At 61.0% G+C, this 22,865-nt stretch carries 23 protein-coding genes and 1 pseudogene; 11 read left to right on the forward strand and 13 right to left on the reverse strand.

The genetic code is table 11. From position 1 onward, the window contains the following. Positions 1-614: 614 nt before the first annotated feature. The 3 genes from NTCA1_RS25875 to NTCA1_RS25885 form a co-directional block, all read right to left on the reverse strand. Positions 615-1,808, reverse strand: coding sequence for an IS91 family transposase (locus NTCA1_RS25875; protein WP_159832275.1), 1,194 nt, complete (start codon positions 1,806-1,808; stop codon positions 615-617). A 4-nt stretch (positions 1,809-1,812) separates the two neighbouring features. Further along, positions 1,813-2,733, reverse strand: coding sequence for a site-specific integrase (locus NTCA1_RS25880; protein WP_159832276.1), 921 nt, complete (start codon positions 2,731-2,733; stop codon positions 1,813-1,815). Between the two features lie 448 nt (positions 2,734-3,181). Further along, on the reverse strand, positions 3,182-3,382 hold the full coding sequence (locus tag NTCA1_RS25885; protein WP_159832277.1) for a hypothetical protein: 201 nt from the start codon (positions 3,380-3,382) through the stop codon (positions 3,182-3,184). Between the two features lie 353 nt (positions 3,383-3,735). Between NTCA1_RS25885 and NTCA1_RS25890 the strand changes: the two genes are divergently transcribed. Continuing rightward, a complete protein-coding gene (locus tag NTCA1_RS25890; RefSeq protein ID WP_159832278.1) occupies positions 3,736-6,375 on the forward strand; it encodes a GAF domain-containing protein in 2,640 nt (879 codons plus the stop codon). 140 nt (positions 6,376-6,515) lie between these two features. Here the strand turns inward: NTCA1_RS25890 and NTCA1_RS25895 are convergent, their stop codons facing one another. Further along, entirely contained in the window at positions 6,516-6,692 is a 177-nt protein-coding gene (locus NTCA1_RS25895) for a hypothetical protein (protein ID WP_159832279.1), read from the reverse strand. A 291-nt stretch (positions 6,693-6,983) separates the two neighbouring features. On the opposite strand from NTCA1_RS25895, the gene NTCA1_RS25900 reads away from it, so the two are divergent. Further along, positions 6,984-7,247 (forward strand): DksA/TraR family C4-type zinc finger protein, encoded by a 264-nt coding sequence (locus tag NTCA1_RS25900; RefSeq protein ID WP_004212606.1) that lies wholly within the window; start codon positions 6,984-6,986, stop codon positions 7,245-7,247. 74 nt (positions 7,248-7,321) lie between these two features. Here NTCA1_RS25900 and xth read toward each other — a convergent pair whose 3' ends face one another. Genes xth through NTCA1_RS25915 form a run of 3 tightly spaced genes read right to left on the reverse strand, consistent with a single transcriptional unit; the run spans position 7,322 to position 11,630 of the window. Continuing rightward, the gene (gene xth / locus NTCA1_RS25905; RefSeq protein WP_159832280.1) at positions 7,322-8,149 is read right to left on the reverse strand and encodes an exodeoxyribonuclease III; all 828 of its coding nucleotides are present in this window, start codon (positions 8,147-8,149) and stop codon (positions 7,322-7,324) included. Further along, entirely contained in the window at positions 8,146-10,668 is a 2,523-nt protein-coding gene (ligD, locus tag NTCA1_RS25910) for a DNA ligase D (protein ID WP_159832281.1), read from the reverse strand. Before ligD ends, xth begins: the two co-directional genes overlap by 4 nt. Positions 10,669-10,688: 20 nt before the next feature. After that, on the reverse strand, positions 10,689-11,630 hold the full coding sequence (locus NTCA1_RS25915; protein ID WP_159832282.1) for a GNAT family N-acetyltransferase: 942 nt from the start codon (positions 11,628-11,630) through the stop codon (positions 10,689-10,691). A gap of 70 nt (positions 11,631-11,700) precedes the next feature. Between NTCA1_RS25915 and NTCA1_RS25920 the strand changes: the two genes are divergently transcribed. Beyond that, complete coding sequence (locus NTCA1_RS25920) at positions 11,701-11,991, forward strand: KTSC domain-containing protein (protein ID WP_199909653.1); 291 nt, start codon at positions 11,701-11,703, stop codon at positions 11,989-11,991. A gap of 4 nt (positions 11,992-11,995) precedes the next feature. On the opposite strand, the gene NTCA1_RS25925 is transcribed toward NTCA1_RS25920, so the two are convergent. Both NTCA1_RS25925 and NTCA1_RS25930 read right to left on the reverse strand, forming a co-directional pair. Further along, entirely contained in the window at positions 11,996-12,253 is a 258-nt protein-coding gene (locus tag NTCA1_RS25925) for a hypothetical protein (RefSeq protein WP_004212618.1), read from the reverse strand. A gap of 3 nt (positions 12,254-12,256) precedes the next feature. After that, positions 12,257-13,159 carry a Ku protein gene (locus NTCA1_RS25930; RefSeq protein ID WP_004212620.1) on the reverse strand — a complete coding sequence of 301 codons (903 nt, stop codon included), beginning with the start codon at positions 13,157-13,159 and terminating at the stop codon, positions 12,257-12,259. A 459-nt stretch (positions 13,160-13,618) separates the two neighbouring features. Between NTCA1_RS25930 and NTCA1_RS25935 the strand changes: the two genes are divergently transcribed. From NTCA1_RS25935 to NTCA1_RS25945, 3 genes are all read left to right on the forward strand, one after another. Next, a complete protein-coding gene (locus NTCA1_RS25935; protein WP_159832283.1) occupies positions 13,619-14,842 on the forward strand; it encodes a HEPN domain-containing protein in 1,224 nt (407 codons plus the stop codon). Between the two features lie 266 nt (positions 14,843-15,108). After that, a complete protein-coding gene (locus tag NTCA1_RS25940; protein ID WP_159832284.1) occupies positions 15,109-15,981 on the forward strand; it encodes a hypothetical protein in 873 nt (290 codons plus the stop codon). A gap of 655 nt (positions 15,982-16,636) precedes the next feature. Then, complete coding sequence (locus NTCA1_RS25945; RefSeq protein WP_159832285.1) at positions 16,637-17,140, forward strand: MucR family transcriptional regulator; 504 nt, start codon at positions 16,637-16,639, stop codon at positions 17,138-17,140. A gap of 369 nt (positions 17,141-17,509) precedes the next feature. On the opposite strand, the gene NTCA1_RS25950 is transcribed toward NTCA1_RS25945, so the two are convergent. Both NTCA1_RS25950 and NTCA1_RS29100 read right to left on the reverse strand, forming a co-directional pair. After that, positions 17,510-17,797 (reverse strand): hypothetical protein, encoded by a 288-nt coding sequence (locus tag NTCA1_RS25950; protein ID WP_159832286.1) that lies wholly within the window; start codon positions 17,795-17,797, stop codon positions 17,510-17,512. Between the two features lie 194 nt (positions 17,798-17,991). Then, positions 17,992-18,111, reverse strand: a pseudogene (locus NTCA1_RS29100) (DUF6766 family protein); the annotation flags it as partial. Between the two features lie 172 nt (positions 18,112-18,283). On the opposite strand from NTCA1_RS29100, the gene NTCA1_RS25955 reads away from it, so the two are divergent. Beyond that, a complete protein-coding gene (locus NTCA1_RS25955; protein ID WP_159832287.1) occupies positions 18,284-18,655 on the forward strand; it encodes a PRC-barrel domain-containing protein in 372 nt (123 codons plus the stop codon). A gap of 47 nt (positions 18,656-18,702) precedes the next feature. Here the strand turns inward: NTCA1_RS25955 and NTCA1_RS25960 are convergent, their stop codons facing one another. Beyond that, a complete protein-coding gene (locus NTCA1_RS25960; protein ID WP_159832288.1) occupies positions 18,703-18,966 on the reverse strand; it encodes a DUF2171 domain-containing protein in 264 nt (87 codons plus the stop codon). A 110-nt stretch (positions 18,967-19,076) separates the two neighbouring features. After that, a complete protein-coding gene (locus NTCA1_RS25965) occupies positions 19,077-19,928 on the reverse strand; it encodes an SDR family oxidoreductase (RefSeq protein ID WP_159832289.1) in 852 nt (283 codons plus the stop codon). A 106-nt stretch (positions 19,929-20,034) separates the two neighbouring features. Here NTCA1_RS25965 and NTCA1_RS25970 point away from each other — a divergent pair, with 106 nt between their 5' ends. From NTCA1_RS25970 to NTCA1_RS25985, 4 genes are all read left to right on the forward strand, one after another. Next, a complete protein-coding gene (locus NTCA1_RS25970; RefSeq protein ID WP_159832290.1) occupies positions 20,035-20,643 on the forward strand; it encodes a flavodoxin family protein in 609 nt (202 codons plus the stop codon). A gap of 43 nt (positions 20,644-20,686) precedes the next feature. Beyond that, the gene (locus NTCA1_RS25975; RefSeq protein WP_236549585.1) at positions 20,687-21,298 is read left to right on the forward strand and encodes a class I SAM-dependent methyltransferase; all 612 of its coding nucleotides are present in this window, start codon (positions 20,687-20,689) and stop codon (positions 21,296-21,298) included. A 393-nt stretch (positions 21,299-21,691) separates the two neighbouring features. Next, entirely contained in the window at positions 21,692-21,988 is a 297-nt protein-coding gene (locus tag NTCA1_RS25980) for a plasmid stabilization protein (protein ID WP_159832291.1), read from the forward strand. Positions 21,989-22,086: 98 nt separating this feature from the next. Next, the gene (locus tag NTCA1_RS25985; protein WP_004212634.1) at positions 22,087-22,695 is read left to right on the forward strand and encodes a DedA family protein; all 609 of its coding nucleotides are present in this window, start codon (positions 22,087-22,089) and stop codon (positions 22,693-22,695) included. The last annotated feature ends 170 nt before the right edge of the window (positions 22,696-22,865 follow it).

A 22,865-nucleotide genomic window follows, 5' to 3' on the forward strand; every position in this document is an offset into this window, starting at 1 on the left:
AAAGCAGTCTTGAATCAGAACCCGGCCCGCTTGGGAATCCCTTTTGTCAACACGGCCTAGGGCTCGAACCTAGGACCCGCTGATTAAGAGTCAGCTGCTTGACGGCAGCTTTAGCCGATTTCTCCCCAAAAGAGGACGGTCAACAATCGGCCCACTTTCTGCCGATCTGTGATGCCAGTCAGGCAAACGATGTATGTCGGCTCCAGACAGGAGCTGCCATCCGATCTATCAATTTGGAACGGCAGCACTGTCCCAGGCTACGTCATAGCTGAAGGTCCGCTTCCAAGCGCAGCAACATCGCGATTGAACGACCGGCTTGGTGAAGGTTTTCGGGCGCTTGCGTACGAAAGCCTCCCATGCAGGAACCCGCGGGCCCGATAGGCTGGGCTATGGGGATTTGCGCTTTCGTGTGGTGTGGCGGGATGAAGAGCGTGCTTTGATGGATGCACGACAGCAGCACAGCGGTCGGTGTCTGGATGCGCTGGAGATGTGTTTGCCGGGCTGTCGACGTTGATACCAGGAGCGGACGCGGGCGCGGCGCGTGCCGGGGGCAAGCCGGCCCTTTGACCGCCGCGCGTTATGCGGGGCCATGCCGGCAGGCGGATCATGCCGGGTCATGCGGCGCGCTCCCGGATCGGCGGGCTGGGCCTGGGTGGCGCGCGGGGCTGGCTCCAGCGCGGGAAGGTTTCGATGACGATCATGCGCCCACCACAGCACGGGCATGGCGCACAGGTGTCGGGCTCGGCTTCGGGCTCTGGCACCTGCGTCTCCGGTGTGACGGCAAGCAGGCGGCGGGCGAGCGCGAGATTGTCGTGGCGCGCGGCGCTGGCGAGCAGGCCGTAATGGCGGATCCGGTGGAAGCCGCGTGGCAGGACGTGGAGCAGGAAGCGACGGATGAACTCGTCGGCGGTGAGCGTCATGATCCGCTGGCGTTCGGGGCCATCGCGGCGATAATCCTTGTAGCGCAAGGTCACGCCGTTCTCGTCGAAGGCGATGAGGCGCCGGTTCGAGATGGCGACGCGATGGGTATAGCGCGAGAGGTAGGCGAGCACCGCTTCCGGCCCGGCAAAGGGCGGCTTGGCATAGACCACCCAGCGCTTCTTGCGCGCCGGGGCAAGGTGGCGCTGGAAGGCCCGCCGCTCTGTCAGATCGGTCAGGGAGCCGAAGAAGGCCAGCTTGCCGGCACCGTGCAGCGCGTTCAGCCAGGTGAGGAACAGCCGCCGGAACAGCGCTCCCAGCACGCGCACGGGCAGGAGGAAGGCCGGACGCGAGGATATCCAGCGACTTGCATCGGGCGCGATACCGCCGCCCGGCACGATCATGTGGACATGCGGATGGTGGGTCATTGCCGACCCCCAGGTATGCAGCACGGCGGTGATCCCGATCCGGGCGCCCAGATGGCGGGGATCGGCGGCGATGGTCAGCATCGTCTGCGCGGCCGTCTTGAACAGCACGTCGTAGATCAGCGCCTTGTTCTGGAATGCGATGTCCGCGACCTCGGCGGGCAGCGTGAAGACAACGTGGAAATAGCCGACGGGAAGCAGGTCGGCCTCCCGTTCGGCCAGCCAGGTGCGTGCCGCGGCGCCCTGGCATTTTGGGCAATGCCGGTTGCGACAGCTGTTGTAAGCGACCCGCCAGTGCCTGCAGTCCTCACAGGCCTCGACGTGACCGCCCAGGGCCGCGGTGCGGCAGGTCTCGATCGCGGACATCACCTTGAACTGGGTCAGGCTCAGGTGCCCGGCATGGGCCGCCCGGTAGGCTGGTCCTGCAGAACGGAAGATGTCCGCGACCTCGAGGTCGGCGCGCACCGGTTCAACCGGCGTCGGCTGACCCTGTGGGTGCCTTGCCTTCCATCAGCGCCATCAACTGGTCGAGCGGGCTCGACACGGCGTGGATCGTGCGGGTCGACACCTTGGTGTAGAGTGCGGTGGTCTCCAGCTTGCTGTGGCCCAGCAGGACCTGAATCACGCGGATATCGACATCCTGCTCGAGCAGATGCGTGGCGAAGGAATGACGCAGGGTGTGCGGGCTGACGCGCTTGCGGATGCCCGCCACCTCGGCCGCCTCCTGAACTGCGCGGTGCAGTTGCCGGGTCGAGATCGGGTCGGTGACGTTCTGGCCGGGGAACAGCCAGCCATGCGCAATCAGCATCCCGCGCTTGTGCCCCTCACGCCACCACATCCGCAGCAGCTCGAGCAACTGGGGCGAGAGCATCGCATTGCGATCCTTGCCTCCCTTGCCCTGTTCGACCCGGATCAGCATGCGCGTACTGTCGATGTCGTCGACCTTGAGGTGGGCCACCTCCGACACGCGCAGGCCCGCGCCATAAGCCACACCCAGCGCCGCCTTGTACTTCATGCCGGGCGCGGACTGCAGCAGCCGCGCTGCCTCTTCGACGCTTAGCACTTCGGGCAGCCGGGGCACGATGCGGGTGACGACCAGGGCTCGCGCCAGATCGCGTCGCCTGAGCGTGACGTTATACAGAAAGCGCAAGGCCGACACGGTGCCGTTGATGGTGCTCGGCCTGACCCCGCTCTCATGCTGCATGAGCTGAAAGCGGCGAAGGTCCTCTTCCGTTGCCGTATCGGGAGGGCGCCCCAGGAAGGTTGCAAGGCGCTTCACATGGCGCACGTAATCCTGCTGGGTGTGGGGACCGAGGCCCCGCATCATCATGTCGTGCTGCATCCGCTGGCGCAGCGGGCTGATCGGGGTGGTATTGATCGAGACAGTCATGGCAAGTTCCTCTCCGTTGAAGGAACTGCCAGCCTCGCCCCGCTAAAGGCCTACATATAACACGCTACGATGCACCATGCGCCATCCCGCGAAGCGGGTTCGTGCAAGGGCGCGTAGCAGACACCTTCCTAATCTGAGAGCGCAATGCTCGACGGCGCATCGACGAGCCTCGAGTGCAACGGCGATTCAGTTTCGTTCGCTCTTCGGAGTCAGTCTCGATGCCGCCGCTAGGATGGCATGTGAACCGTGCGAATTGGATCCAGCAGGAAAAGGTTACCACCATTCTCTCGAACGATTATATCCAGACGCTAATGGGGCAATCTGGAACGTGAGCCCCATAGCGCAACTTGGCGAAAACCGATGAGATCACCTGTCGGAGACCTCACGGCACCCAGAAATATTGCTCAGCCGCACAACGGATTGACTTGCACCCCCACCGAACCCAGCCCTAGGCAAGGTTCCCAGACCGTGCGCGTAGTTCCTCCACGACACAGGCGGCACGCGCGGGCAGGGACCACTCGGAACGATGAATCAGCCAGAGCATGTCGACGACTCCAGGCGTGCCTTCAACTACCAGGATCTCTTCTGGGCGCCCGAAGGCGGCGCGGGCATAGCGGGGCAGCACCGTGAAGCCTCGAGGCCGCGACACAGATTGCGTTCTATGCGGGATGGCCACCTGCGATGACCGCGCTGCCGATCATGAAAAAGGTCTTCGAGGAAGCAGGCGTCTGAACCACGGTACGCGACTCTCGTATTCGGCTGCGTAGGCAGTTCGATCGCGATATCGCCGTGATCCGCCATTGCGGAGGGCCAACCCCAGGCTTTCCTGGGACTGGTACTTGGAGAACCTTTCCCGCATCAAGGAGTTTGAAGACCGCTCTATCGAAAGGTAATCTGTGCCCCAATGAATACAGGATCCCGTGTTGTACTGCTGCGATCACTTCGCCGCATGGCGAGCGAACCCTCTGCCGTCAGCGCACGTGGGTGCAATAGCGATCTGCCATGACCGCCATTGACGATGATTTCGCCAATGCAAATTTCCTGCATGGCGGCGGAGACATGGGCCAACGTATCCGCGATCACGCTTGGGCCGACACGCCACTGGGGCCGATCGCGCAATGGCCGCAGTCGCTTCGTTCGGCGCTTGGCATCTGCCTGCATTCAAGCTTTCCGACTGCGATCTACTGGGGCCCCGAGCTTCGCCTGCTTTACAACGATGCGTGGGCGCCAATCCCAGGAGATCGTCATCCGGGGGCCTTGGGCAGACCTGCGGCCGAAGTCTGGCCCGACATTTGGGAGATCATCGGCCCCCAATTCGAGCAGGTCATGGCGAATGGCGAAGGCTATTCGACGTACGACCAGCTACTCCCGATGATGCGCGACGGCCGCGTGTCTGAAACGTACTGGAATTACAGCTTCACGCCGATCCGCGGCGAGCGCGGCGAGATTGCGGGAATATTCAATCAAGGGCACGAGACGACGGAGCGCATTCTCCTCGAACGCAGCCGCGATGCCGAAACCATAAGGCAGCGACGGCTCTTCGAGCAGGCGCCCGGCTTCATCACGATATTGTCCGGGCCAGAGCACCGCTTTGAGTTCGTGAACGACGCCTATCGCCGCTTGTTCGGGGACCGGGACTTCATTGGCAAGACGGTGCGCGAGGCATTTCCCGAACTGGATGGCCAGGGCTTCTATGAGTGGCTCGATGACGTCTACCGCTCAGGGAAGCGCTTCATCGCCGAGCGGGTTCCCGCCGTGCTCAAGAACCCGGGCCTGCCTGCCGAGAGGCGGGTCCTTGATTTCATTTACGCGCCCGTCACTGACGAGCAAGGCTGTATCAGCGGCATCTTCTGCGAAGGTTTTGATGTCACCGGGGCCGATCAGGCCGAAGCGAAACTGCGCGAAAAGCGTCACGCGCTCGAACGGCTGAATGCGATTGCCGCCGCGACCGTGATCGAGACCGATCCCGAGAGGATTGTGCAGCTCGTAACGGACGCTGGCGTGGAGCTCACGGGGGCCGCCTTCGGCGCGTTTTTCTACAACGTCCGGTCCGAGGCGGGCGAGGCATACATGCTCTATAGCCTGTCGGGCGCCTCGCGTGACGCATTTGCGAGCTTTCCGATGCCCAGGAACACCGCGGTGTTCGGCCCGACTTTTCGCGGCGAAGGGGTCTTGCGCTCCAACGATATCACACAGGACAGCCGCTACGCGAAGAATTCGCCCTATAATGGTATGCCACAGGGCCACCTTCCCGTGAAAAGCTATCTTGCCGTGCCTGTGATCTCCCGAGGGGGCGAGGTGATCGGCGGGCTACTTTTCGGCCACCCGGAGGAGGCGCGCTTCAGTGACAGCCATGAGGAGTTGATCAGCGGACTGGCCGCGCAGGCCGCGATCGCGATAGACAATGCGCGGTTGATCCGGCGCGTCCAGGAAGCGAAGGATACTCTTGAGCAAAGGGTCAGTGAGCGGACCGCGGAACTGGCCGAAGCTCATGAGGCGCTTCGCCAGGCTCAGAAGATGGAAGCGATCGGGAAGCTTACGGGCGGGATCGCCCATGACTTCAATAACCTCCTGGGCGGTATCAGCGGCGCGCTCGAAATCATCGAACGACGGCTGAGCACCGGCCGAACCGATGGTATCGACCGCTTTATCCAGGGGGCGCAGCACTCGGCCCAGCGTGCCGCCGCCTTGACGCAGCGCCTGCTGGCATTCTCCCGTCGCCAGACACTCGATCCAAAACCTACCGACGTCAATCGGCTCGTCTTCGGGATGGAGGATCTGATACGCCGGACGGCAGGCCCAGCCATATCGGTGGAAGTCGTGGGAGCGGGGGGCTTATGGCTCGCGCTCGTGGATGCCGGTCAGCTCGAGAATGCCCTTCTCAACCTCGCCATCAACGCCCGCGATGCGATGCCCGACGGTGGACGCCTCACGATCGAGACTGCCAATAAATGGCTCGATGACCGGGGCGGGCGCGAGCGCGACCTGACGCCAGGGCAATATCTCTCGATCTGCGTAACGGACACCGGCACCGGCATTCCCGGCGAAATCGTCGACAAGATCTTCGATCCCTTCTTCACGACCAAGCCGATCGGCCAGGGGACCGGTCTTGGCCTTTCGATGATCCATGGCTTCGTCCGTCAGTCGGGCGGTCAAGTGCGCGTTTATTCGGAACCAGGCCAGGGGACTACGATGTGCCTTTACCTTCCGCGCTATACAGGCGGCCTCGAAGATGACGAGGTTTCGTTCGAGGGCCACATTCCTGCCACGGGTTCGGGCCAAACCGTCCTTGTCGTCGATGACGAACCGACGATCCGCATGTTGATCGTCGAGGTGCTCGAAGAGGCGGGATATGCAACGCTCGAGGCCGATGATGCACCCTCGGCGCTGAGAATACTCGAAAGCGGCGCGCGCATATCCTTGCTGGTTTCAGATGTAGGTTTGCCTGGAGGGATGAACGGCCGGCAGCTTGCCGATGCTGCACGCGTGTCCCGACCGGATCTGAAAGTGCTGTTCGTCACCGGCTATGCCGAGAATGCAGCTGTCGGAAACGGACTTCTTGATTCCGGAATGGAGGTGATTACCAAGCCCTTTATGGTCTCCGATCTGGCTATGAAGATTGCTGATATGCTGGAGCATTAGGTCACCGCCGCGAGGTTTCAGACAAACGCGGTAACGTCTCCTTCTGAACGCGGCTTTCTCACCCGGATATTCTCTAAGGATCAATTTAGAAATCCGTAGCCATTGAATTTTGGGCTCCAGAACTTCCTGCGATTCAACCTTCATGGCGCAATGCTGTTTGCCTCGCCTGAACTACTGCCAAATTTCAGATCAAGGACGCGGTTGAACAGGGTCAGCAACTTTCGCTCATCCTGAGGCCAGCGGACAGTGGGCAAAGATTGCAGCGCTTCGGCTATGTCCTCTTCGCTGGTTGTCCGAAGGATCACCATCGTCTGCATGGTCTCTTACTCCAGCTACCTGATCGATGACGTTATCCCGCGCTGTGGAGAGGGCCAAATTACAATCCAGAAACCCGTGCGGTCGCGCGCATTTTTCGTTGATCATCGGGATCGGCACGGACCAGATTTCGCAGCCGTTACTATGGCGCATCCATAAACCACGTGAGTCTCATCCCGGGCTTGATTCTCCAGCGGTCCCGCCGCGCCCATTCAGTTCGAGCGGACCTTTGTAATCCCTCGTGTCGCACCCTATTTAATTTGCTGGAATTGTTTGATTGTTGGGAATCGGACATGGCAAACGGATGGGCGCGCGATGGCGCCGTACAGGATCAGATCGACGATACGGTGACCGATGCTGTCTTGCGAGCCCGCGGCATGATGCCGACGGGCGAGGGTAGCGACGAATGCGACGATTGCGGCGAGGACATTCCGCAGGCGCGCCGCGCCGCCTTGCCGGGTACGCGGACCTGCGTTGCGTGCCAGGCGAAGCGGGATGCGAATATGCGCGCTGTCGGAATCAACCGGCGCGGGAGCAAGGACAGCCAGCTACGATAGACCTACGGGCGCCGTTCAAGCCCGCCGTTTCATTAGAACCCTCGGTCAGGTCGGGCAGGCTAAAGCCTTTCACTTCAGGGCATCGCATCGTTCTTCCTTGCCGATGCGGACTTGCGGCGGCGTACCGGCTTATCGGCAATTTCGATCCAGACCGGTGCGTGATCGCTGGTCTTCTCCCAGCCGCGCACGTGGCGGTCCACTTGCGCGTCCGTGAGCCGGTCGGTGAGCACCGGACTGAGCAGCAGATGATCAATCCGCAGACCGGCGTTGCGGGCGTAGGCGTTCCGAAAATAGTCCCAGAAGGTGTAGATCGTCTCGCCCGGGTGGAGCATGCGCAATGCGTCGGCCCAGCCTTGGTCGAGCAGCCGGACATAAGCCGCGCGCACCTGGGGCGCGAACAGCGCGTCGTCGAGCCAGCGCTCGGGTTTGTAGACGTCGAGATCGGTCGGCATGACGTTGAAATCCCCGGCGAGCATCACCGGCAGGCCGGTTCCAAGCAGCCCCGCGGCATGCGCGATCAGGCGCTCGAACCAGCGCAGCTTATAGTCGAACTTCGGACCCGGCCGCGGATTGCCATTGGGTAGATAGAGGCCGCCGATCAGGATTCCGTTGACCGCCGCCTCGATATAGCGGCTGTGGCTGTCGTCGGGATCGCCGGGCAAACCCCGGCGTGTTTCATGGATTTCGCCGACACGGCTGAGGATGGCGACGCCGTTCCAGCTCTTCTGGCCGTGCCAGATCGCGTCGTATCCCAGATCGCGGATCGCGCTGAGCGGAAACTTCTCTTGCGGCGCCTTCAGTTCCTGGAGAATGACGATGTCGGGCTGGCGTTCGGCCAGCCAACGCAGCAGCACCGGCAGGCGGCCATTGACCCCATTCACATTGTAGGTCGCGATGATCACAGGTCGGGGAGGATCTGATCGGCGCGCCCCCAACGGGCGAGGTTCTTCGACGCCGCGCGCTTCACCATCTCTGCCCCATCGCCGATATGCCAGCGCGATGGCTTGTCGAGATCGCGCAGTTCCTCCCAGGTTAGCGGCACCGCGATCGGCGCATATTCGCGGGTCCGCGCGCTGTAAGGCATGACTGCGGTCGCGCCGCGCTGGTTGCGCAGATAGTCGATGAAGATCCTGCCCGTTCTCTTCGCTTTGGCCAGCGCCGCAGTGAAGCGGGCCGGCTCGGCCTGCGCGAGCGCCAGGGCAAAGCGATGCGCGAAGTCCTTCACTACCGGCCATTCGGCCGTGGGTGTGAGCGGCGCGATGACATGTACACCCTTACCGCCGGTGACCATCGGGAAAGTCGTGAGGCCCATCTGAGCGAGCACATCCTGGACATGGAAGGCGGCCGAGACGACATCCTGAAAATCCAGTCCCTCGTCGGGGTCGAGATCGAAGACCAGGCGATCGGCCTTCTCGATGTCCTCGATCCGCGCGCCCCAGCCGTGAAACTCGATCGTGCCCATCTGGACGCAGGTGAGCAGCCCTGCAGGCGTATCGACGAACAGATAGGGCTCGTCATGGCCGTCCTTCTCGCGAATGCCGACCTGCTTGACGTCGTCCCCGAAGCTCCCGGCATCATGCTTCTGGAAGAAGCATTTCTTCGATCGGCCCTGGGGGCAGCGCACGAGGCTGATCGGCCGGCTGCCGGCCCAAGGGAGCATGATCGGCGCGACCATCTCATAATAATCGGCGAGCTGGCCCTTGGTGAGCTTGCCTTCGGGGAAGATTACCCGCTCGCGGTTGCTGATCCTGACGCTGGTGCGTGCCGGCGTGAAGGCGGCCGCGACCGGTGTTTCGGTTTCGATCACGACGGCTTCCGGCTTCTTGTCCTCGCGCAGGCCAAGATAGCTCGGATGACGCAGGACGCCTTCGTCGGTGAACTCGACAAAGGCGATCTCGGCCACGAGCCGGGGCTCGATCCAGTGGGCGCCGCGAACGGCGGCACGTGGCGCTTCGACGGTCGGGGCTTTGCGTTCGAGCGGCGCCATGATCTCCATCAGCCGATCGATCTCATCGGCGGTGAAGCCGGTGCCGGCCTTGCCGGCGTAGCGCAACTTGCCATTCTCGTTGACGCCGAGCAGGAGTGAGCGGAACCCGCGCTGCTTGTCCGAAGGCGTCCAGCCGACAATGACGAACTCCTGCCGGCGGATGCATTTGGTCTTGAGCCATGTGCCCGAGCGCGAGCCACTGTAACGCGCGTCTGCGCGCTTCGAGATCACCCCTTCGAGGCCGGCGCCGCAGAAACTGGCAAGCAGCTTCTCGCCATTGCCGACGATATGATCGGAATAGCGGATACGTCCCTTGGCCTCGCCGATCAGTGCGGCCAGCTTCTCCTTACGCTCGATCAGCGGCAACCGGGTCAGATTCTCTCCGTCCAGTTCGAGCAGGTCGAAGGCGAAATAGTCGATCGTCTCGGGGTTGCTTTTGAGCGCAACCTGCAACGCCTGGAAGCTGGTACGACCATCGGGGAGGGTTACGACTGCCTCGCCGTCGATCAGCGCGCTGCCGACGTTCAGCTTGAGAGCCTCGGCGATCAGCCCGGCGAACCGGTCGGACCAGTCGAGCCCCGAGCGCGTATAGGCACGCCCTTCGCCGCCACCGATCGCGATGAGGGTTCGATAACCGTCATATTTGAGTTCGTGGAGCCAGCGGTCTCCAGGCGGGACATGATCGACGAGTGCGGCTAGCTGCACGGGCTGAAAGGGCGGTAGCACACCGGGTCTCTTGCGGCGGGATGTCGGCGCGGCGGGGGGCACCTTTTTTGCAGCGGTCGCCCTTCGTGATGTTTTTGCACCCGCCTTGCGCTTGGGCGACGCCTTGCCTGCGGCGATCTCCTCCATAGTACGCCCCGTATCTACACTGGTGAGATGGCTGCCGACGAGGTCGTCCGAGCCGCCGGCGAATTCATCCTGCACCTTGCGCAGGATCCAGTTCTCGCCCTTTTCCTTGCCGCGCGGCTTCAGGCGAAAGAGAATCCACTCACCCTGCATCCGCCGGCCGTGAAGAATGAAGTGGAGGTGACCTTCGGGCAGCGTCTGGCGAGGATCCTTGCCGGGGATCGATTCCCAGGTGCCATTGTCCCACAGCATCACCGTGCCGCCGCCATATTCGCCTTTGGGGATCGTGCCTTCGAACCGGGCATAGTCGAGCGGGTGGTCCTCGGTGCGGACCGCGAGGCGCTTGTCGTCGGGATTGCTGCTCGGCCCGCGCGTGACCGCCCAGCTCACCAGCGTGCCGTCCAGTTCGAGGCGGAAATCATAGTGGAGGCGCGACGCCGCATGCTTCTGGACGACAAAGCCGTTGCCGGTGGTCGGCTCGGTTGCGCCCGACGGTTCGGCCGTACGGTCAAAGTCGCGCTTCTCGCGATATTTTGCGAGGCGCTCGTCCGCCGAAGTGATGTTCGCTCTCGAGGCTTGTGCCATATCGATTTCCGATCAGCCTGTTAATTCGTGCGGTGGCGAACTCGTTCCCCACTCGCCCCTTCGCCGATCGTGCGGACGAAGCGATAGCTTGCCTGTTCGAACTTCAGCGAGCGGAAGAAATTATGGCTGTTGTCGATCGTGATGTCGCTCATCGCCTCGATTTGACGGCAGCCGGCCTTGACCAGCGCGGTCTCGGCGGCCGCCAGCATCGCCGTTCCGATGCCTCGACGACGATGGCTCTTGTCGACTATGAGCACTGTCACGCGCCCGATCGGGCCGCGATGGATAGTCCCTACAACCGCCCATCCGCAGCAGCCGACGATATCGCCCAGCTCGGCGACTACCATTCCGGCCTTCGCCTTTCGGCCGGCTGCGAGATTGTCGGCGACCTGCGTGCTATCGAGCGATACACCGCTGAGCAGGGCGAAAAGCGCCGCCAGGGAACCGGCATCGTTCGCTGTGGCCGCGCGAATACGCAGCTCCGGTTCGGGTGCGGGCATAGGCTCGGGATCGGGCTGGGGCGCTGGCTCAGCTTTTGGGACGAGCCGGAGTGAAGGCTTTGAACGCGCCTTCTTGGAAGGTTTCCGTGCCGGACCTGGCTCTTCTCGTCTATGCGGCGCCGGACGATCTCGTAACACCGGTTTTGCCCGGCGGCGGATGGGTTCCTCGTCCTCCTCGGGCTTGGGCGGGCGGGGTTTCTCTCTGGGGGCAGGTCGATCGGGAGTCGCGTCGGCCGACTGCTTCCATGTGCTTTGCTCGCTGCTTCGCAGATAGTCCTGGATGTCGTCGGCGCTCGCGGTCAGGCCATCGTCGCCGATACCGAGCAGCGCCTTGCCACCCGCATCGGTCAGGCCATATTTCCCGAAGTCGCCGGTGCCGGGCTTGCGTCGCCGCGACTTGACCAGCCTCAGCCCCCGGTGCTGCGCCATCTCGCGGAGCTCGTCGTCGCTGACCTCTGCCATCTTACGACGAGCCTGCGATGCCAGTATTTGTCAGTGCGGCAGGGGCGCCTCGGCGTCTTATGGGTTCCAGATGGCGCGACGCCCGGAACGGCACCCGGTGATGCGCGGTTCTCCAGATATGCGCGCGCATCCCTTCTCCCAATCCTCGATGATCAGCCGCATCGGCTTCGACGACGATGCCGGCATCCTGTCGATCTCGTTTCGCGATACTGGCACATATCTCTATTACGACGTGCCGGCCGAGACCTTCGAGGCCTTCTGCCATGCGGCTTCTGCCGGAAGCTTCTTCAATGAGCTGATCAAGGACCGTTTTCGCTACGCACGCGATCCCGAACGACGGCGCTTCGGGCCGAACGCCTGATCGCTCAGGCTTCGCCAAGGGCACGGTAAACCGACATCAGATGCCGAGAAGCGATGGCCCGCGCGCGCGGCGACCTGATCGTCTCCTCATTGGTCTCATGAAGCATGGTGAGCATGTCGAGCACTTCCTGGCGGGGCGTGCCCGTTTCTCGCAAGTGCGTGCCGATCAACGTCAACAGATTGGCCCACAGCGTGATGGCGCCTTCGGCAAATGCTGCATCGTCGTCGACGGTCGCCGCTACCGGGTCGGATCTGTCCGCCACGGATCAGGCCCGCTTGCGCGCAGCCGGTTTCGTGGCTGGCTTGGCCGCAGCCTTCTTGGCGGCCGGTTTCGCGGCAGCCTTGCTGGTCTTCTTTGCCGTCGCCTTGGACGAGCCGCCACCCGATGAGCCGAGCGAGTTCTTGAGGGCGGCCATCAGGTCGACGACGTTGGAACCACGCGAATCGCTGCCCTTGTCATCGCTCTCGATGTTAAGCGTCTTGCCCTTCTTCTTGCGCTCGATCAGCTCCTTGAGCGCGTCGGCATAGCGATCGTGAAACTCCCTCGCATCGAACTTGCCGGTCTTCTTGTCGATCAAGGTGGTGGCGAGGTCGAGCAATTCCTCGTCCGGATCGGTATCACCGATCTCGCGGAAATAGCTCGTCGCCTTGTTTACCTCGTCGGCGTATCGCAGTGTCTCCATCACCATGCCGCGCCCGCAAGCCTTTATGCTGACGACATATTCCCGTCCGCGCATCGCAAGCTGGCCGAGGCCGATCTTGCGGGTGCGGCGGAGTGCCTCGCGCAGGACGATGAAAGCCTCCTCGGCGAGATCGTCGGCCGGCACGACATAATAGGGCTTCTCGAAATAGATCGCGTCGATGTCATGGCTATCGACGAACTGGGTCAACTCGAGCGTTTTCTTGCTCTCCAGTTTGACCCCCTCGATCTCGTCGTCGTCGAGCAGGACATACTCGCCCTTGGCATATTCGAAGCCCTTGACGATCTCATCGACGTCGACAGGGCCGATCCCCGGCACGATCTTTTCATACTTGATCCGTTGGCCCGATGGCTCATGGATCTGGTTGAACGCGATCGTGGCGCCGCTCCTCGTCGCCGAATAGATTTCAACGGGGATGGAGACCAGCGCCAGTCGGATCTGACCTTTCCAATAGGGACGTGCAGCCATCGATCCTCTCCTTCGCAGATTCTCCTAATCCCTAATGCCTTCGGCTCGTTCCCGCGCAATCTGCATCGCCGCGCAATCTACGTACACCAGGCAAAGGTGTCGATGACGGGTGCATGAGGCTGTCGCTAGCCCGCGATCAGCGGCTCGCTGGTCGGGATAAGGAACGGCATCAGCAAACTTTGCTTCCCCTATGGTTGGGTGCTAGAAGGCGAGGGCGCTGCGAGAAGGGCGGGGCCGGGACTGCTAATCCCGCAAATGGCCAAGGAAACTCGGGAAACTCTGTTTTCCGGGATGCCGCCGTGCATGTCCAAACCTTCGGGTGAAAGACGGCGGCGCATGTCATTTGCGTGTTAGCAGTCCCGGCGGCTCCCGCGTCCAGCGCGCGGGAGTTCGGGATCGTCACCGCATCCGCCTCGGTACTTCCGCCTCATCCGCCATGGATGCGGGATGGGGGTTTTCATGCACGAAAGCCGTGGAGACGATGTACCTTCTCTGTCGGGCCGTACGGGTGGTCGCAGCACCGTCGATGAATTCGAAAAGCTGCGACAGCGCGTTCCGCCGCGCGTCATGCATCTATGTCCTCACGACCGGATAGCGATCGAGCGCACGACCCGGATATTATGTGCCTGTCTCGATGACGGGCAGGAACGTGCGTTCGGGTACGGCTCGCTCTTCTGGCTCATGCTCGTGGGCGACAACGCCGACCCGCAAAAGATCGACAAGCACCGACGTGAACTTTCCGAATTCGAACTCTGGGCATTCGTCGATCCCGCGTTCAATAAGGGAAGGGCACGCCATGTGGATGAGGCCCGACATATCATTAAAGCGGAAGTGGATCACCTGGCGACGATCATGTTGTCCATCTTCACTATCGATGAGCCCAAACGGTTCCGCGTTGAAGGCAACCAATACCTGACGGATCGCTATGAAGCGGGCATCGTTCTCTACGACCGCGCAATGGATGGACCGCGGGAGCCCAAGGCGCAGGCGCGTTTTGACAGGATTACGGCTGCTGCCATGAGACTGCCCGAACCGCTGCGTTCTGCCTTCGCCTGGTACCGGCGCCATGGGCAGGGTATGGTCAAGGGACTGGCGAAGTGCACGCGCAGCTCAGCTAAAGAAGAGATGCACCTCGCTCAGGCCTTTGGGAAATTGCTCGGGTGCATCGGGGAGGATGCCCTCCCGCATTCGCTTCGTCCCGGAACGCGCAATCACCCGTCCCATAACCTCAACCTCTATCACCGTCCCAAGGACTTCGACCGGATGCTGGCGGTGTCTCATTACCGTCGCGCCCTGCATTTCCTGGAGACCGCGAAGGAGACCCTGCTGAAAGACCGGCTCGATGTCCTCGTCCACCATGCCGCCTATGCTACCGAGTTTGGGCTCAAGGCGATCCTTTTGAAGGCAGGCTACGACGACCACTCGATCCGCTGGCAAATCGGCCTCGATCTCGAGCATGCCTTGCTGGACGCGGTGGGGAACGGGTTGCGCGAGCCCTCGCCCGATCTGATGCGGTTGATTGTCCCGCTCTCTCGCTATCACAGTCAGGGCAGAACCCCGGAACAGGCGCGGGTCGTAGAGGCGGCCATGCCGCCTGACGAGGTTGTGGCAACGGTATGCGCGTTAATTCGGTCCGTAGGGTCGGTGACAGGCTATGAAGGGTTACCCGCCGATACCGGTTGAGGAAGCGTTGTGCGAAAGGAAAAGTTCCGGAATGGACCGCGCGCTGCACTGCGTTGAAATGCACCGCCCAAGGCCCTGAATTACCGAGTGCAGGAAGGGCTCCTCGACGGGAGAACCCTGCTGGCAACTTCGTGGCATGTCGCAAGCCGTAACCGGCGGTGATGAAAAACGGCAATGCATGTCGCGCATGCCGCTCTCGTCCGCATGCGCATGTGGCAAGCGCGAGATCGTCACGATAGGAGTGTCCTGCAGGAGGGCGCTACCGATTGATGCCTCAGTTCAAGGATATATTCCGATTCAACACGCATGGTGCTTTGTTGGCGATGCCAGGGTTCGCCTTCTTGCTTGTGGGCGGTGTGAGCGCCGGCACTGCTATGCCGGCCTCCATCGCAGCGGCTGCGGCTTTCTCGGTCGGCTTCGGGGCGACCAAGCGGGTGATCCATAATCGATGGGCGGCGATGACGCTGGCGGGGGTCGGCATGACACTTGTCGCCTTCATCGGCACGATCCTTGGCAACGATCCATATATGGCACTGGCGGCGACGGCCCTGATGGGAGGCCTTTGCGGTGCGTTGATCAGCCGCGACATCGATTTGTGGTGGGTCTGGCTCCAGATCATCATCGCCTTTTTGCTGGCGCTGCATTTCCCCGGAAACGCGCTCGATGGGCTGCACCGGGCAGTCCTGGTGGCAGGTGGGTCTGCGATCCAGATCGCAGCGGTCGGATTGATGGTGGGAGTGATTCGGCTTTCGCCGAGTTCCTGGAAGCACCGTCAGCGCAGCCGACGCGCCACTAGGACGGAACACCGACCTGCGGGCTCGCACAAGGGGTACTACCCGCCGCTCATTCAGGCCGATCCACATCCGCCCCGGAAAAGTTGTGCGTCTTCGTGCCTGTGTAGATTGGCTCAGAGTGTGCGTCAGCGTGATCGCTTTGCCTGGTGTTGCGCTGCCGTGCCAGGCGGTGAGCATCACTTCCTTCTGAAACGGGTTTGCAGGGAGCCAAGGCGGAGAGAATCCGTGAATAACGCCGATCTTATCAAGTCGCTACGCGCTAGGGCCGCAAGCGTTCGGCATAGACAATGCCGTCGATTACTCGTGGATGAAACTGTCGATAACCTGGGGGCATGGGGTCGATAAACTCGGGATAATGAGCAGCATCAGTCGCAGGCCACCGGACGGCGACATCGTCCAGCGTCTTTCCTCGCTGCATGATGTCGCCGCCATGGCGATCATTATCCTGAAGCAGGCTGTAGCGCTGCATCGGTCGGGGAAACTGACGGACCCGTTTACTGCAATCGTCCTTCGGTGCCCCACCAATGCGGAAGATCATATGAGCGTCTGCACCACTGAGTTCACGCTCCGCGAGGCATGGTTCGCCGACCATGCGCGCGCATGCCGCACAAGTTCCCTGAGCAATGTCATGACTTTTCGCTACGCGGTAGCGGGGCGAAACGCGCTAGGGGCTGCTGTCGGGCACGGTCCGGGTGCTATCCGATGTGCCGCGACCTCGAAGCCGCAATCTAGGACTTCGAAAAAGTCTGTGGCACTGCCGCGTATATCGTTGCCGAGTTTCCAAATCGATGGATAGCACAATATCGATCTGCAAAGGTGTTCATGGCCATCGTAACACAATGCATGGAAAGCTTCACTTTACAAAAATCGATCAGAGCTGGTTGGCATATGATGCCCTGCTTGCTAATCCGATCCGTGACTTGCGGGCGGCGTATTGACTAGGCGCTGAACCAGACAAGTTTTTGCCATCATCGTGGCGTCAGAAAAGGACAGCTTAGCAATGATTGACACAGCGGAAGACCATAGCCTGCTTACTACGCTGACGGCCGACATCGTTTCAGCGCATGTCGCGAACAACAGCGTGGCGGTTCCCGATGTGTCGGCCCTGATCGGCAACGTCTATGCAGCCCTGGCAGGACTCGGCAAAGTAACCGCACCGGCTGCGCCGCCTTGCGAACCCGCAGTCTCAATTCGTGCTTCGGTCAAGCCGGACTACCTCGTGTGCCTTGAGGATGGCAAGAAGCTCAAAATGCTCAAGCGCCACCTGATGACACACTATCAAATGACGCCGGAGGATTACCGCACCAAGTGGCACTTGCCTGCTACCTATCCGATGGTTGCACCCGCCTATGCCGAAAAACGGCGCACGCTCGCCAAGCAGATCGGTCTCGGCCGCAAGCGCAAGGCTGCATCCAGCGTGACCGATGAGCCGCAAGCCGACCCTGTTGTCTTCAAACGGCGCGATCAACGCAAGAAAACCGATACACCGGCTGACGCGCAGTAGAATAGGGTGGACAATCAACTACGCGATTGGCCGGAGTTGCTAAAGCTCCGCCCCGGTCACTTGCTGACGAGTACACCTATAAATCACCCCAAATTGCTCAACTTCCCGCTCCCCGAACCGTGCGGCCCAGGTCATCCGGGCTTGTGATCCCCAACTGCGGTTAAGCCACAGTCCGATGAGGGTGCAGACGACGCCGGAAACGAGGTAGGCTCCCACGGCAGTAAACCGAAGTGGCTGGCAAGAACAGCGCAGCTAGCGGCGCAAAAACTGGCACCGATAAACCACGAAGCAGTCGCTGTCGTGCCTGCGCCGGTGTAACGACGCTTGAAAAAACAATCGGATTATTTGGTCATCCTGTTGGTACCGGCATCAAGCATCTGCAGTGCTCGGCGAAGCGGCTGTGCCGGAAATGCCTGCTTTTGCGAGATTTGGATTTTGCGCGACCTGTTGGTCGACGCCGTCCTGGGCGCCCTCTTTCGCCGCCTGCTTGACAGATTTTTCGAACATGCGCTTCAGCACCCAGCCGACCGCGAAAGTCACCGTCGCGGTGACAACGGCGCGAGCTGCGGTATCCTCGAGCGAGCGAAAGAGCTGTTTGCGGCGCTGGCGTCCATTCTGACCGGCAATGAGGTCGGCTACTTTCTCTCGTTTGCGCATTCGATCACCTCCTGGTTTCGGTCGTCGTATGCGTAACGCACGAAAAGGGAGAAGGGTGGCCGAGATAAAAGAACAGCCGGCTGGCAGATGATCCGAGCGCCTTTCATGCGATACCGGTGAAAATCCCGAGGACTACAGTCCGCCCGCGAAAATGGTTCTCAGAGGCGTAGCAGGTTTTCAGCCGGCCAGCCTCGTCACTCGCCGGTCTGGGCATCTGGAGCGGCAATCTGCTTGGATACTGGTGCTTCACCTTGGCGGAAGAACAGGGAAAGCATGAGTAGGACCGCGGTCGAGAGAAATTCGCACTCCCAGTTTTCGAAGACCCTTCGGCAAGCTGTTTACAGGCGACGCCAATTGACGAGGAAGTCTGGCAAGCGGTTGAGCAGCTTTTACGGGCAGTCCGACGATCAGGTATCACGAGGCGGGATACACCTTTCCCTCTGTCGCGTTCGCCTTGATCATTCATCCCATGGAAGGAAAGATGTCATGGCACAGACCGAAATCGCCACAAACGAAACCGATCGGCTAATCGCCTCGAACAAGGTTGAGGGCACCACCGTCTACAACGCCCAGCGCGAAAAGCTCGGCTCTATCTACAATTTCATGGTCGAAAAGCGCTCGGGCAAGGTGGAATATGCTGTACTTCAGTTCGGCGGCCTGTTCGGGCTGGGGAGCGATTATTACCCGCTACCCTGGGACGTACTGACCTATGATACCGATCAGGGCGGCTATGTCGTCAATCTCGACAAGAGCGTGCTTGAAAATGCGCCCCGCTATGCAAGCGACAGCGAGCCGGCTTTCGATCGCAATTACGGGCGAGAGGTATATGGCCATTATGGCGTCGACTACCCCCACTGATCGGGCAGAAAGTGGCCGGCCCGTAGGGGCCGGCTACTTTTTCGCGCTTATGATTTGTCGCTGAGCGCCTCGCCACTTTCCTCCTCTTCCAGCAGAACGGCTGCCGATCCGGCTGCAGACAGACGAACCTGATTGCCTTCGACAGCGGCCACCAATCCTCCTGAAAAATAATGGTGGTGATCGGAGTGCGACCCGCTGTCGGCTTTCGTCATTTTGATCCGATCGCCCTCGACCTTGTCGACAGTGCCGATATGGACGCCATCTGCGCCGATGATTTCCATATGCTCCTTGATTTGGCTCAGGTCCGCCATCTTAGTTCCTTCCAGGTGAAAATTCCGTATTCGTTTGCCAGGCGGGGCTCGATTTTTCCGACGCTGGGCACTTAGGCGCGCTATGTCTCGCGGACAGCGAAACAAGCGATCTAGCCGTTCACAATGATCCCGCCATTTGGATGGAGCACCTGCCCGGACATGTAGCTGGAATCCTCACAGGCGAGGAACAGAAAGGCGGGAGCGACTTCATTGGGCTGGCCCGGCCGACCCATGGGCGTACTCTCGCCAAAATGCTCCAGCTTCTCAGGTTTTGCGCCGCCGCATGGATTGAGCGGGGTCCAGATCGGTCCCGGTGCGACCGCATTCACGCGAATGCCATCGCCGACCAGATTTTCCGACAATGACCGGGTAAAGGCCGTGATCGCACCCTTGGTCGAGCTATAGTCGAGAAGATCCTTGCTGCCCTGGTACATGGTGACGCTCGTGCAGTTGACGATCGCCGCGCCCGCCTTGAGGTGCGGGCGGGCAGCCTGCGTCAGGAAAAACATGCCAAAGATATTGGTCTGGAAGGTTCGACGTAGCTGTTCTTCGGTAATGTCTGTGATGTCATCATCAGGATGCTGCTCGCCGGCGTTGTTGACCAGAATGTCGATCCCGCCGAATGCATCGAGCGTCTTGCGCACGATCTCATCGCCAAACTCCTTCTCGCCGATATCGCCGCGGATGGTGATCGCCTTGCGTCCTTCGGCCTCGACGATCCGCTTCGTTTCGGCGGCATCGTCGTCCTCGAGCAGATAGACGATGGCGATGTCAGCGCCTTCACGGGCATAAATTGCCGCCACGGCGCGTCCGATGCCGCTGTCGGCGCCAGTAATGATTGCGACCTTGTCCTTGAGACGCTCGGCCCCCTTATAGCGAGGCTGCCACTCGGGCTTTGGCTCGAGTTTGCTTTCATGCCCGGGAAGCGCATCTTCATGGATCATCTGGGCGGTCTCGGTCATTGCGGCATCTCCTTTGGAGACAGAACCCTTTTCTCGCCGATGAGTTCTCCTGTCTGTGAACGGATGGTCGCAAGCCTGCGTCAGCCGACGCCAAAGGAGACGATCGATGCCACTCAAGGCCCTGGCTCTCAACTGCACGCTCAAGAAGGACGCGAGCGAGGCAAGCTCAACCGACGCGATGATCGCGGTGCTGAAACATGCATTTTCCGAGCGTCAGGTCACGATTACCGAGACAGTGAGGGTGGCAGCGCTCGATATCAAAGCCGGGGTGACATCCGACGAAGGGGACGGCGATGCCTGGCCTGCGCTGCGCGAGAAAATACTCGCACACGACATCCTCGTCTTCGGCGGCCCGATATGGATGGGTCAGATATCCAGCGTCGCCAAGCGCGTGCTCGAACGGATGGACGCCTTTCTCACCGAAACAGACGATCAGGGCCGCATGCCCAGCTATGGGAAAGTCGCGGTGGCGGCGATCGTTGGCAACGAGGACGGCGCGCATTTCTCATCCGCACAGCTTTTCCAGGCCCTGAACGATGTAGGCTGGACCATTCCGGCGGTCGCGGCATGTTACTGGGTCGGCGAGGCGATGGGCTCCACGGATTTCAAGGATTTGGAGACGACCCCGGACAAGGTATCGGAAACTGCTAAGATGGTGGCCGGCAACGCTGCGCATCTGGCCGGTTTGCTGCAGAAAAGCCCTTATCCTGGCTGAGCCGACATCCTCGCTCCGATCAGCATGCAGGGAGAAAGGCTTCGTGAAAGATACAGGATGGATTGCCGCAGCGGAGTTCGTCCGGCATCCGTCAATGGTCGGCTCGGCCTTTCCCGCAAGCGCCCGAATGGTGCGCCGTATGCTGGCCCCGTTGGATTGGTCTAACATCAAGGTGCTCGTGGAATACGGGCCGGGCAGTGGCAGATCCACGTTCGAGATGCTCAGGCGCATGCGCCCTGACGCGCAGCTGATCGCGATCGAGACCAGTCAAGCGTTCGCTGCCAAGCTGCGTGAGCAGTGCGACGATCCGCGCCTCGTGGTGGTTGAAGGATCGGCGAGGGATGTCCGCCGCCATATCGGCGCGGAAGTTTCGGGCAGAGCAGATTGCATTCTCACCGGCCTGCCGTTCTCCACGCTGGGCGAAGCCGAGGCGGATATTATCATGCACGAGACCGCCCTGGCGCTGAAGCCGACTGGCGTTCTCGCGGCATATCAGACGCGCACCGCCATCCGCCGTCTCATCGAGCGCTATTTCGCGCAGCTGCGCCAAGGCTTTGAATGGTGCAACATACCGCCCTGTCATCTCTATTGGGCGGCCCGTCCGCTTAGCGACGTGGTATTGGATCGCGATCTATCCGCATGGCAGACTTGGTGATGACCGACATCCGGCTTTACATCACCTCCAGTCAATAGATGCCTTATTTCGTCATGCTTGCCGGGGCGAAGCGCGGCAAGGCGCCGCGTCTGTGTAAGGCCGCCGCCGAGGGACTTGGGTTCCGGCAAATGTTCGAGCTTGATCGCGCGGCCAGCGAACGTGCCTGCCTGCGTCATCCTTGACGGCCGGGAGATTGCCAGGAGCAAGCCTGGTCGCCGCCATAGAATGTTTAGGGCAGGTCAGTCGAAGCGCGCTTCGATCTGGCGAAGATCGCGCCAAAGCGCGATTTTTGACCACCAGGAAATTGCGGCGAGCCGATCGACACAGATCGGGACGAATTGGCTGCTGCCGCGTTCAAGGGATTGGCGGGCGGAACCGACAAGGAGACGGAGCATGCCTCGTGGCGACAAGTCGAGCTATACGGACAAGCAGAAGCGCAAGGCCGAGCATATCGAAGAGGGTTATGAGGACCGAGGTGTAGGCAAGGAGGAAGCAGAGAGGCGCGCCTGGGCGACGGTTAACAAGGAGTCCGGAGGCGGAAAGAAATCTGGCTCTGGCCGCGGCAAGAAAGAAAACCACGACAGTTCGCGCAAAGGTGGCCGCAAGGGCGGATCGAGCCAGAGCGCGGAAAAGCGCTCGGAGGCCGCCAAAAAGGGCTGGGAAACCCGCCGACGCAAGGGAAATGCCTGATATCGACCCACAAGATGATGGCGCTGCACACGAATGTGAGTGGCGTGCATGACGCTGGGGGTGTCCTGGTAACGCACTGCAAATCTGGATAGGCGTGTATGACGGAATGGATCACAGACATTGTCGAGAGGATGGGGTACTGGGCCATCGGCCTGCTCATGCTGCTTGAAAATGTCTTTCCTCCCATACCCTCTGAAGTGATCATGCCCCTGGCCGGCTACACTGCCGCCGACGGCGGCCTCAACATCATACTTGTCATCATATGCGGCACGATAGGGACGGTCACTGGCGCCGCCTTCTGGTGGTGGCTGGCAGGAAAATGTGGTGAACGGCGATTGAAAAAGCTGGCTGACCGCCACGGACGCTGGCTTACCTTGTCGGCTAACGAAATCGACCACGTTGATGCTTGGTTTGATCGGCACGGTTCCTGGGCCATTCCCGTCGCTCACATCATTCCTGGTCTGCGCACGCTGATCTCGATTCCGGCTGGCGTGTTCGGCACTCCTTTTCCAAGGTTTCTCATCTTGACCACGCTGGGATCGGCTGTGTGGAACAGCCTTCTTGCAGGAGCCGGATACTTCCTCGGCCGACAATTTTCGGCCGTCGATCGTTATCTTGGGCCTGCTGGCCTCACGATCATGGCAGCAGTGCTGCTGTACTACGTTTATCGCGTCATCACCTTTAAGCCGAGTGTCGAAAATGCTTGAGGACGATCTCTCCGTCACCCTCATGAGGCTCGGGCTCGCGACGCTTCTGGGCCTCGTGCTGGGGTTCGAACGCGAACGCCACGGCCATGATGCAGGCCTGCGAACACATGGTCTAGGTCACATACCCATAAACAGGATTCCCAAAGCGTCAGCGATCTGATTCATTCTCC

This window comes from Novosphingobium sp. TCA1 (assembly GCF_009811895.1).
Lineage (GTDB): Bacteria > Pseudomonadota > Alphaproteobacteria > Sphingomonadales > Sphingomonadaceae > Novosphingobium > Novosphingobium panipatense_A.

What these genes read in the sequence shown, in the direction of transcription:
- NTCA1_RS25945 (WP_159832285.1), top strand. Translation starts at nt 16,637, where the DNA reads ATGATTGACACAGCGGAAGACCATAGCCTGCTTACTACGCTGACGGCC.
- NTCA1_RS25935 (WP_159832283.1), top strand. Translation starts at nt 13,619, where the DNA reads ATGCACGAAAGCCGTGGAGACGATGTACCTTCTCTGTCGGGCCGTACG.
- NTCA1_RS25965 (WP_159832289.1), bottom strand. Translation starts at nt 19,928, where the DNA reads ATGACCGAGACCGCCCAGATGATCCATGAAGATGCGCTTCCCGGGCAT.
- NTCA1_RS25930 (WP_004212620.1), bottom strand. Translation starts at nt 13,159, where the DNA reads ATGGCTGCACGTCCCTATTGGAAAGGTCAGATCCGACTGGCGCTGGTC.
- NTCA1_RS25890 (WP_159832278.1), top strand. Translation starts at nt 3,736, where the DNA reads ATGACCGCCATTGACGATGATTTCGCCAATGCAAATTTCCTGCATGGC.
- NTCA1_RS25985 (WP_004212634.1), top strand. Translation starts at nt 22,087, where the DNA reads ATGACGGAATGGATCACAGACATTGTCGAGAGGATGGGGTACTGGGCC.
- NTCA1_RS25950 (WP_159832286.1), bottom strand. Translation starts at nt 17,797, where the DNA reads ATGCGCAAACGAGAGAAAGTAGCCGACCTCATTGCCGGTCAGAATGGA.
- NTCA1_RS25900 (WP_004212606.1), top strand. Translation starts at nt 6,984, where the DNA reads ATGGCAAACGGATGGGCGCGCGATGGCGCCGTACAGGATCAGATCGAC.
- NTCA1_RS25920 (WP_199909653.1), top strand. Translation starts at nt 11,701, where the DNA reads ATGGCGCGACGCCCGGAACGGCACCCGGTGATGCGCGGTTCTCCAGAT.
- NTCA1_RS25980 (WP_159832291.1), top strand. Translation starts at nt 21,692, where the DNA reads ATGCCTCGTGGCGACAAGTCGAGCTATACGGACAAGCAGAAGCGCAAG.
- ligD (WP_159832281.1), bottom strand. Translation starts at nt 10,668, where the DNA reads ATGGCACAAGCCTCGAGAGCGAACATCACTTCGGCGGACGAGCGCCTC.
- NTCA1_RS25960 (WP_159832288.1), bottom strand. Translation starts at nt 18,966, where the DNA reads ATGGCGGACCTGAGCCAAATCAAGGAGCATATGGAAATCATCGGCGCA.
- NTCA1_RS25895 (WP_159832279.1), bottom strand. Translation starts at nt 6,692, where the DNA reads ATGCAGACGATGGTGATCCTTCGGACAACCAGCGAAGAGGACATAGCC.
- NTCA1_RS25970 (WP_159832290.1), top strand. Translation starts at nt 20,035, where the DNA reads ATGCCACTCAAGGCCCTGGCTCTCAACTGCACGCTCAAGAAGGACGCG.
- NTCA1_RS25880 (WP_159832276.1), bottom strand. Translation starts at nt 2,733, where the DNA reads ATGACTGTCTCGATCAATACCACCCCGATCAGCCCGCTGCGCCAGCGG.
- NTCA1_RS25955 (WP_159832287.1), top strand. Translation starts at nt 18,284, where the DNA reads ATGGCACAGACCGAAATCGCCACAAACGAAACCGATCGGCTAATCGCC.
- NTCA1_RS25915 (WP_159832282.1), bottom strand. Translation starts at nt 11,630, where the DNA reads ATGGCAGAGGTCAGCGACGACGAGCTCCGCGAGATGGCGCAGCACCGG.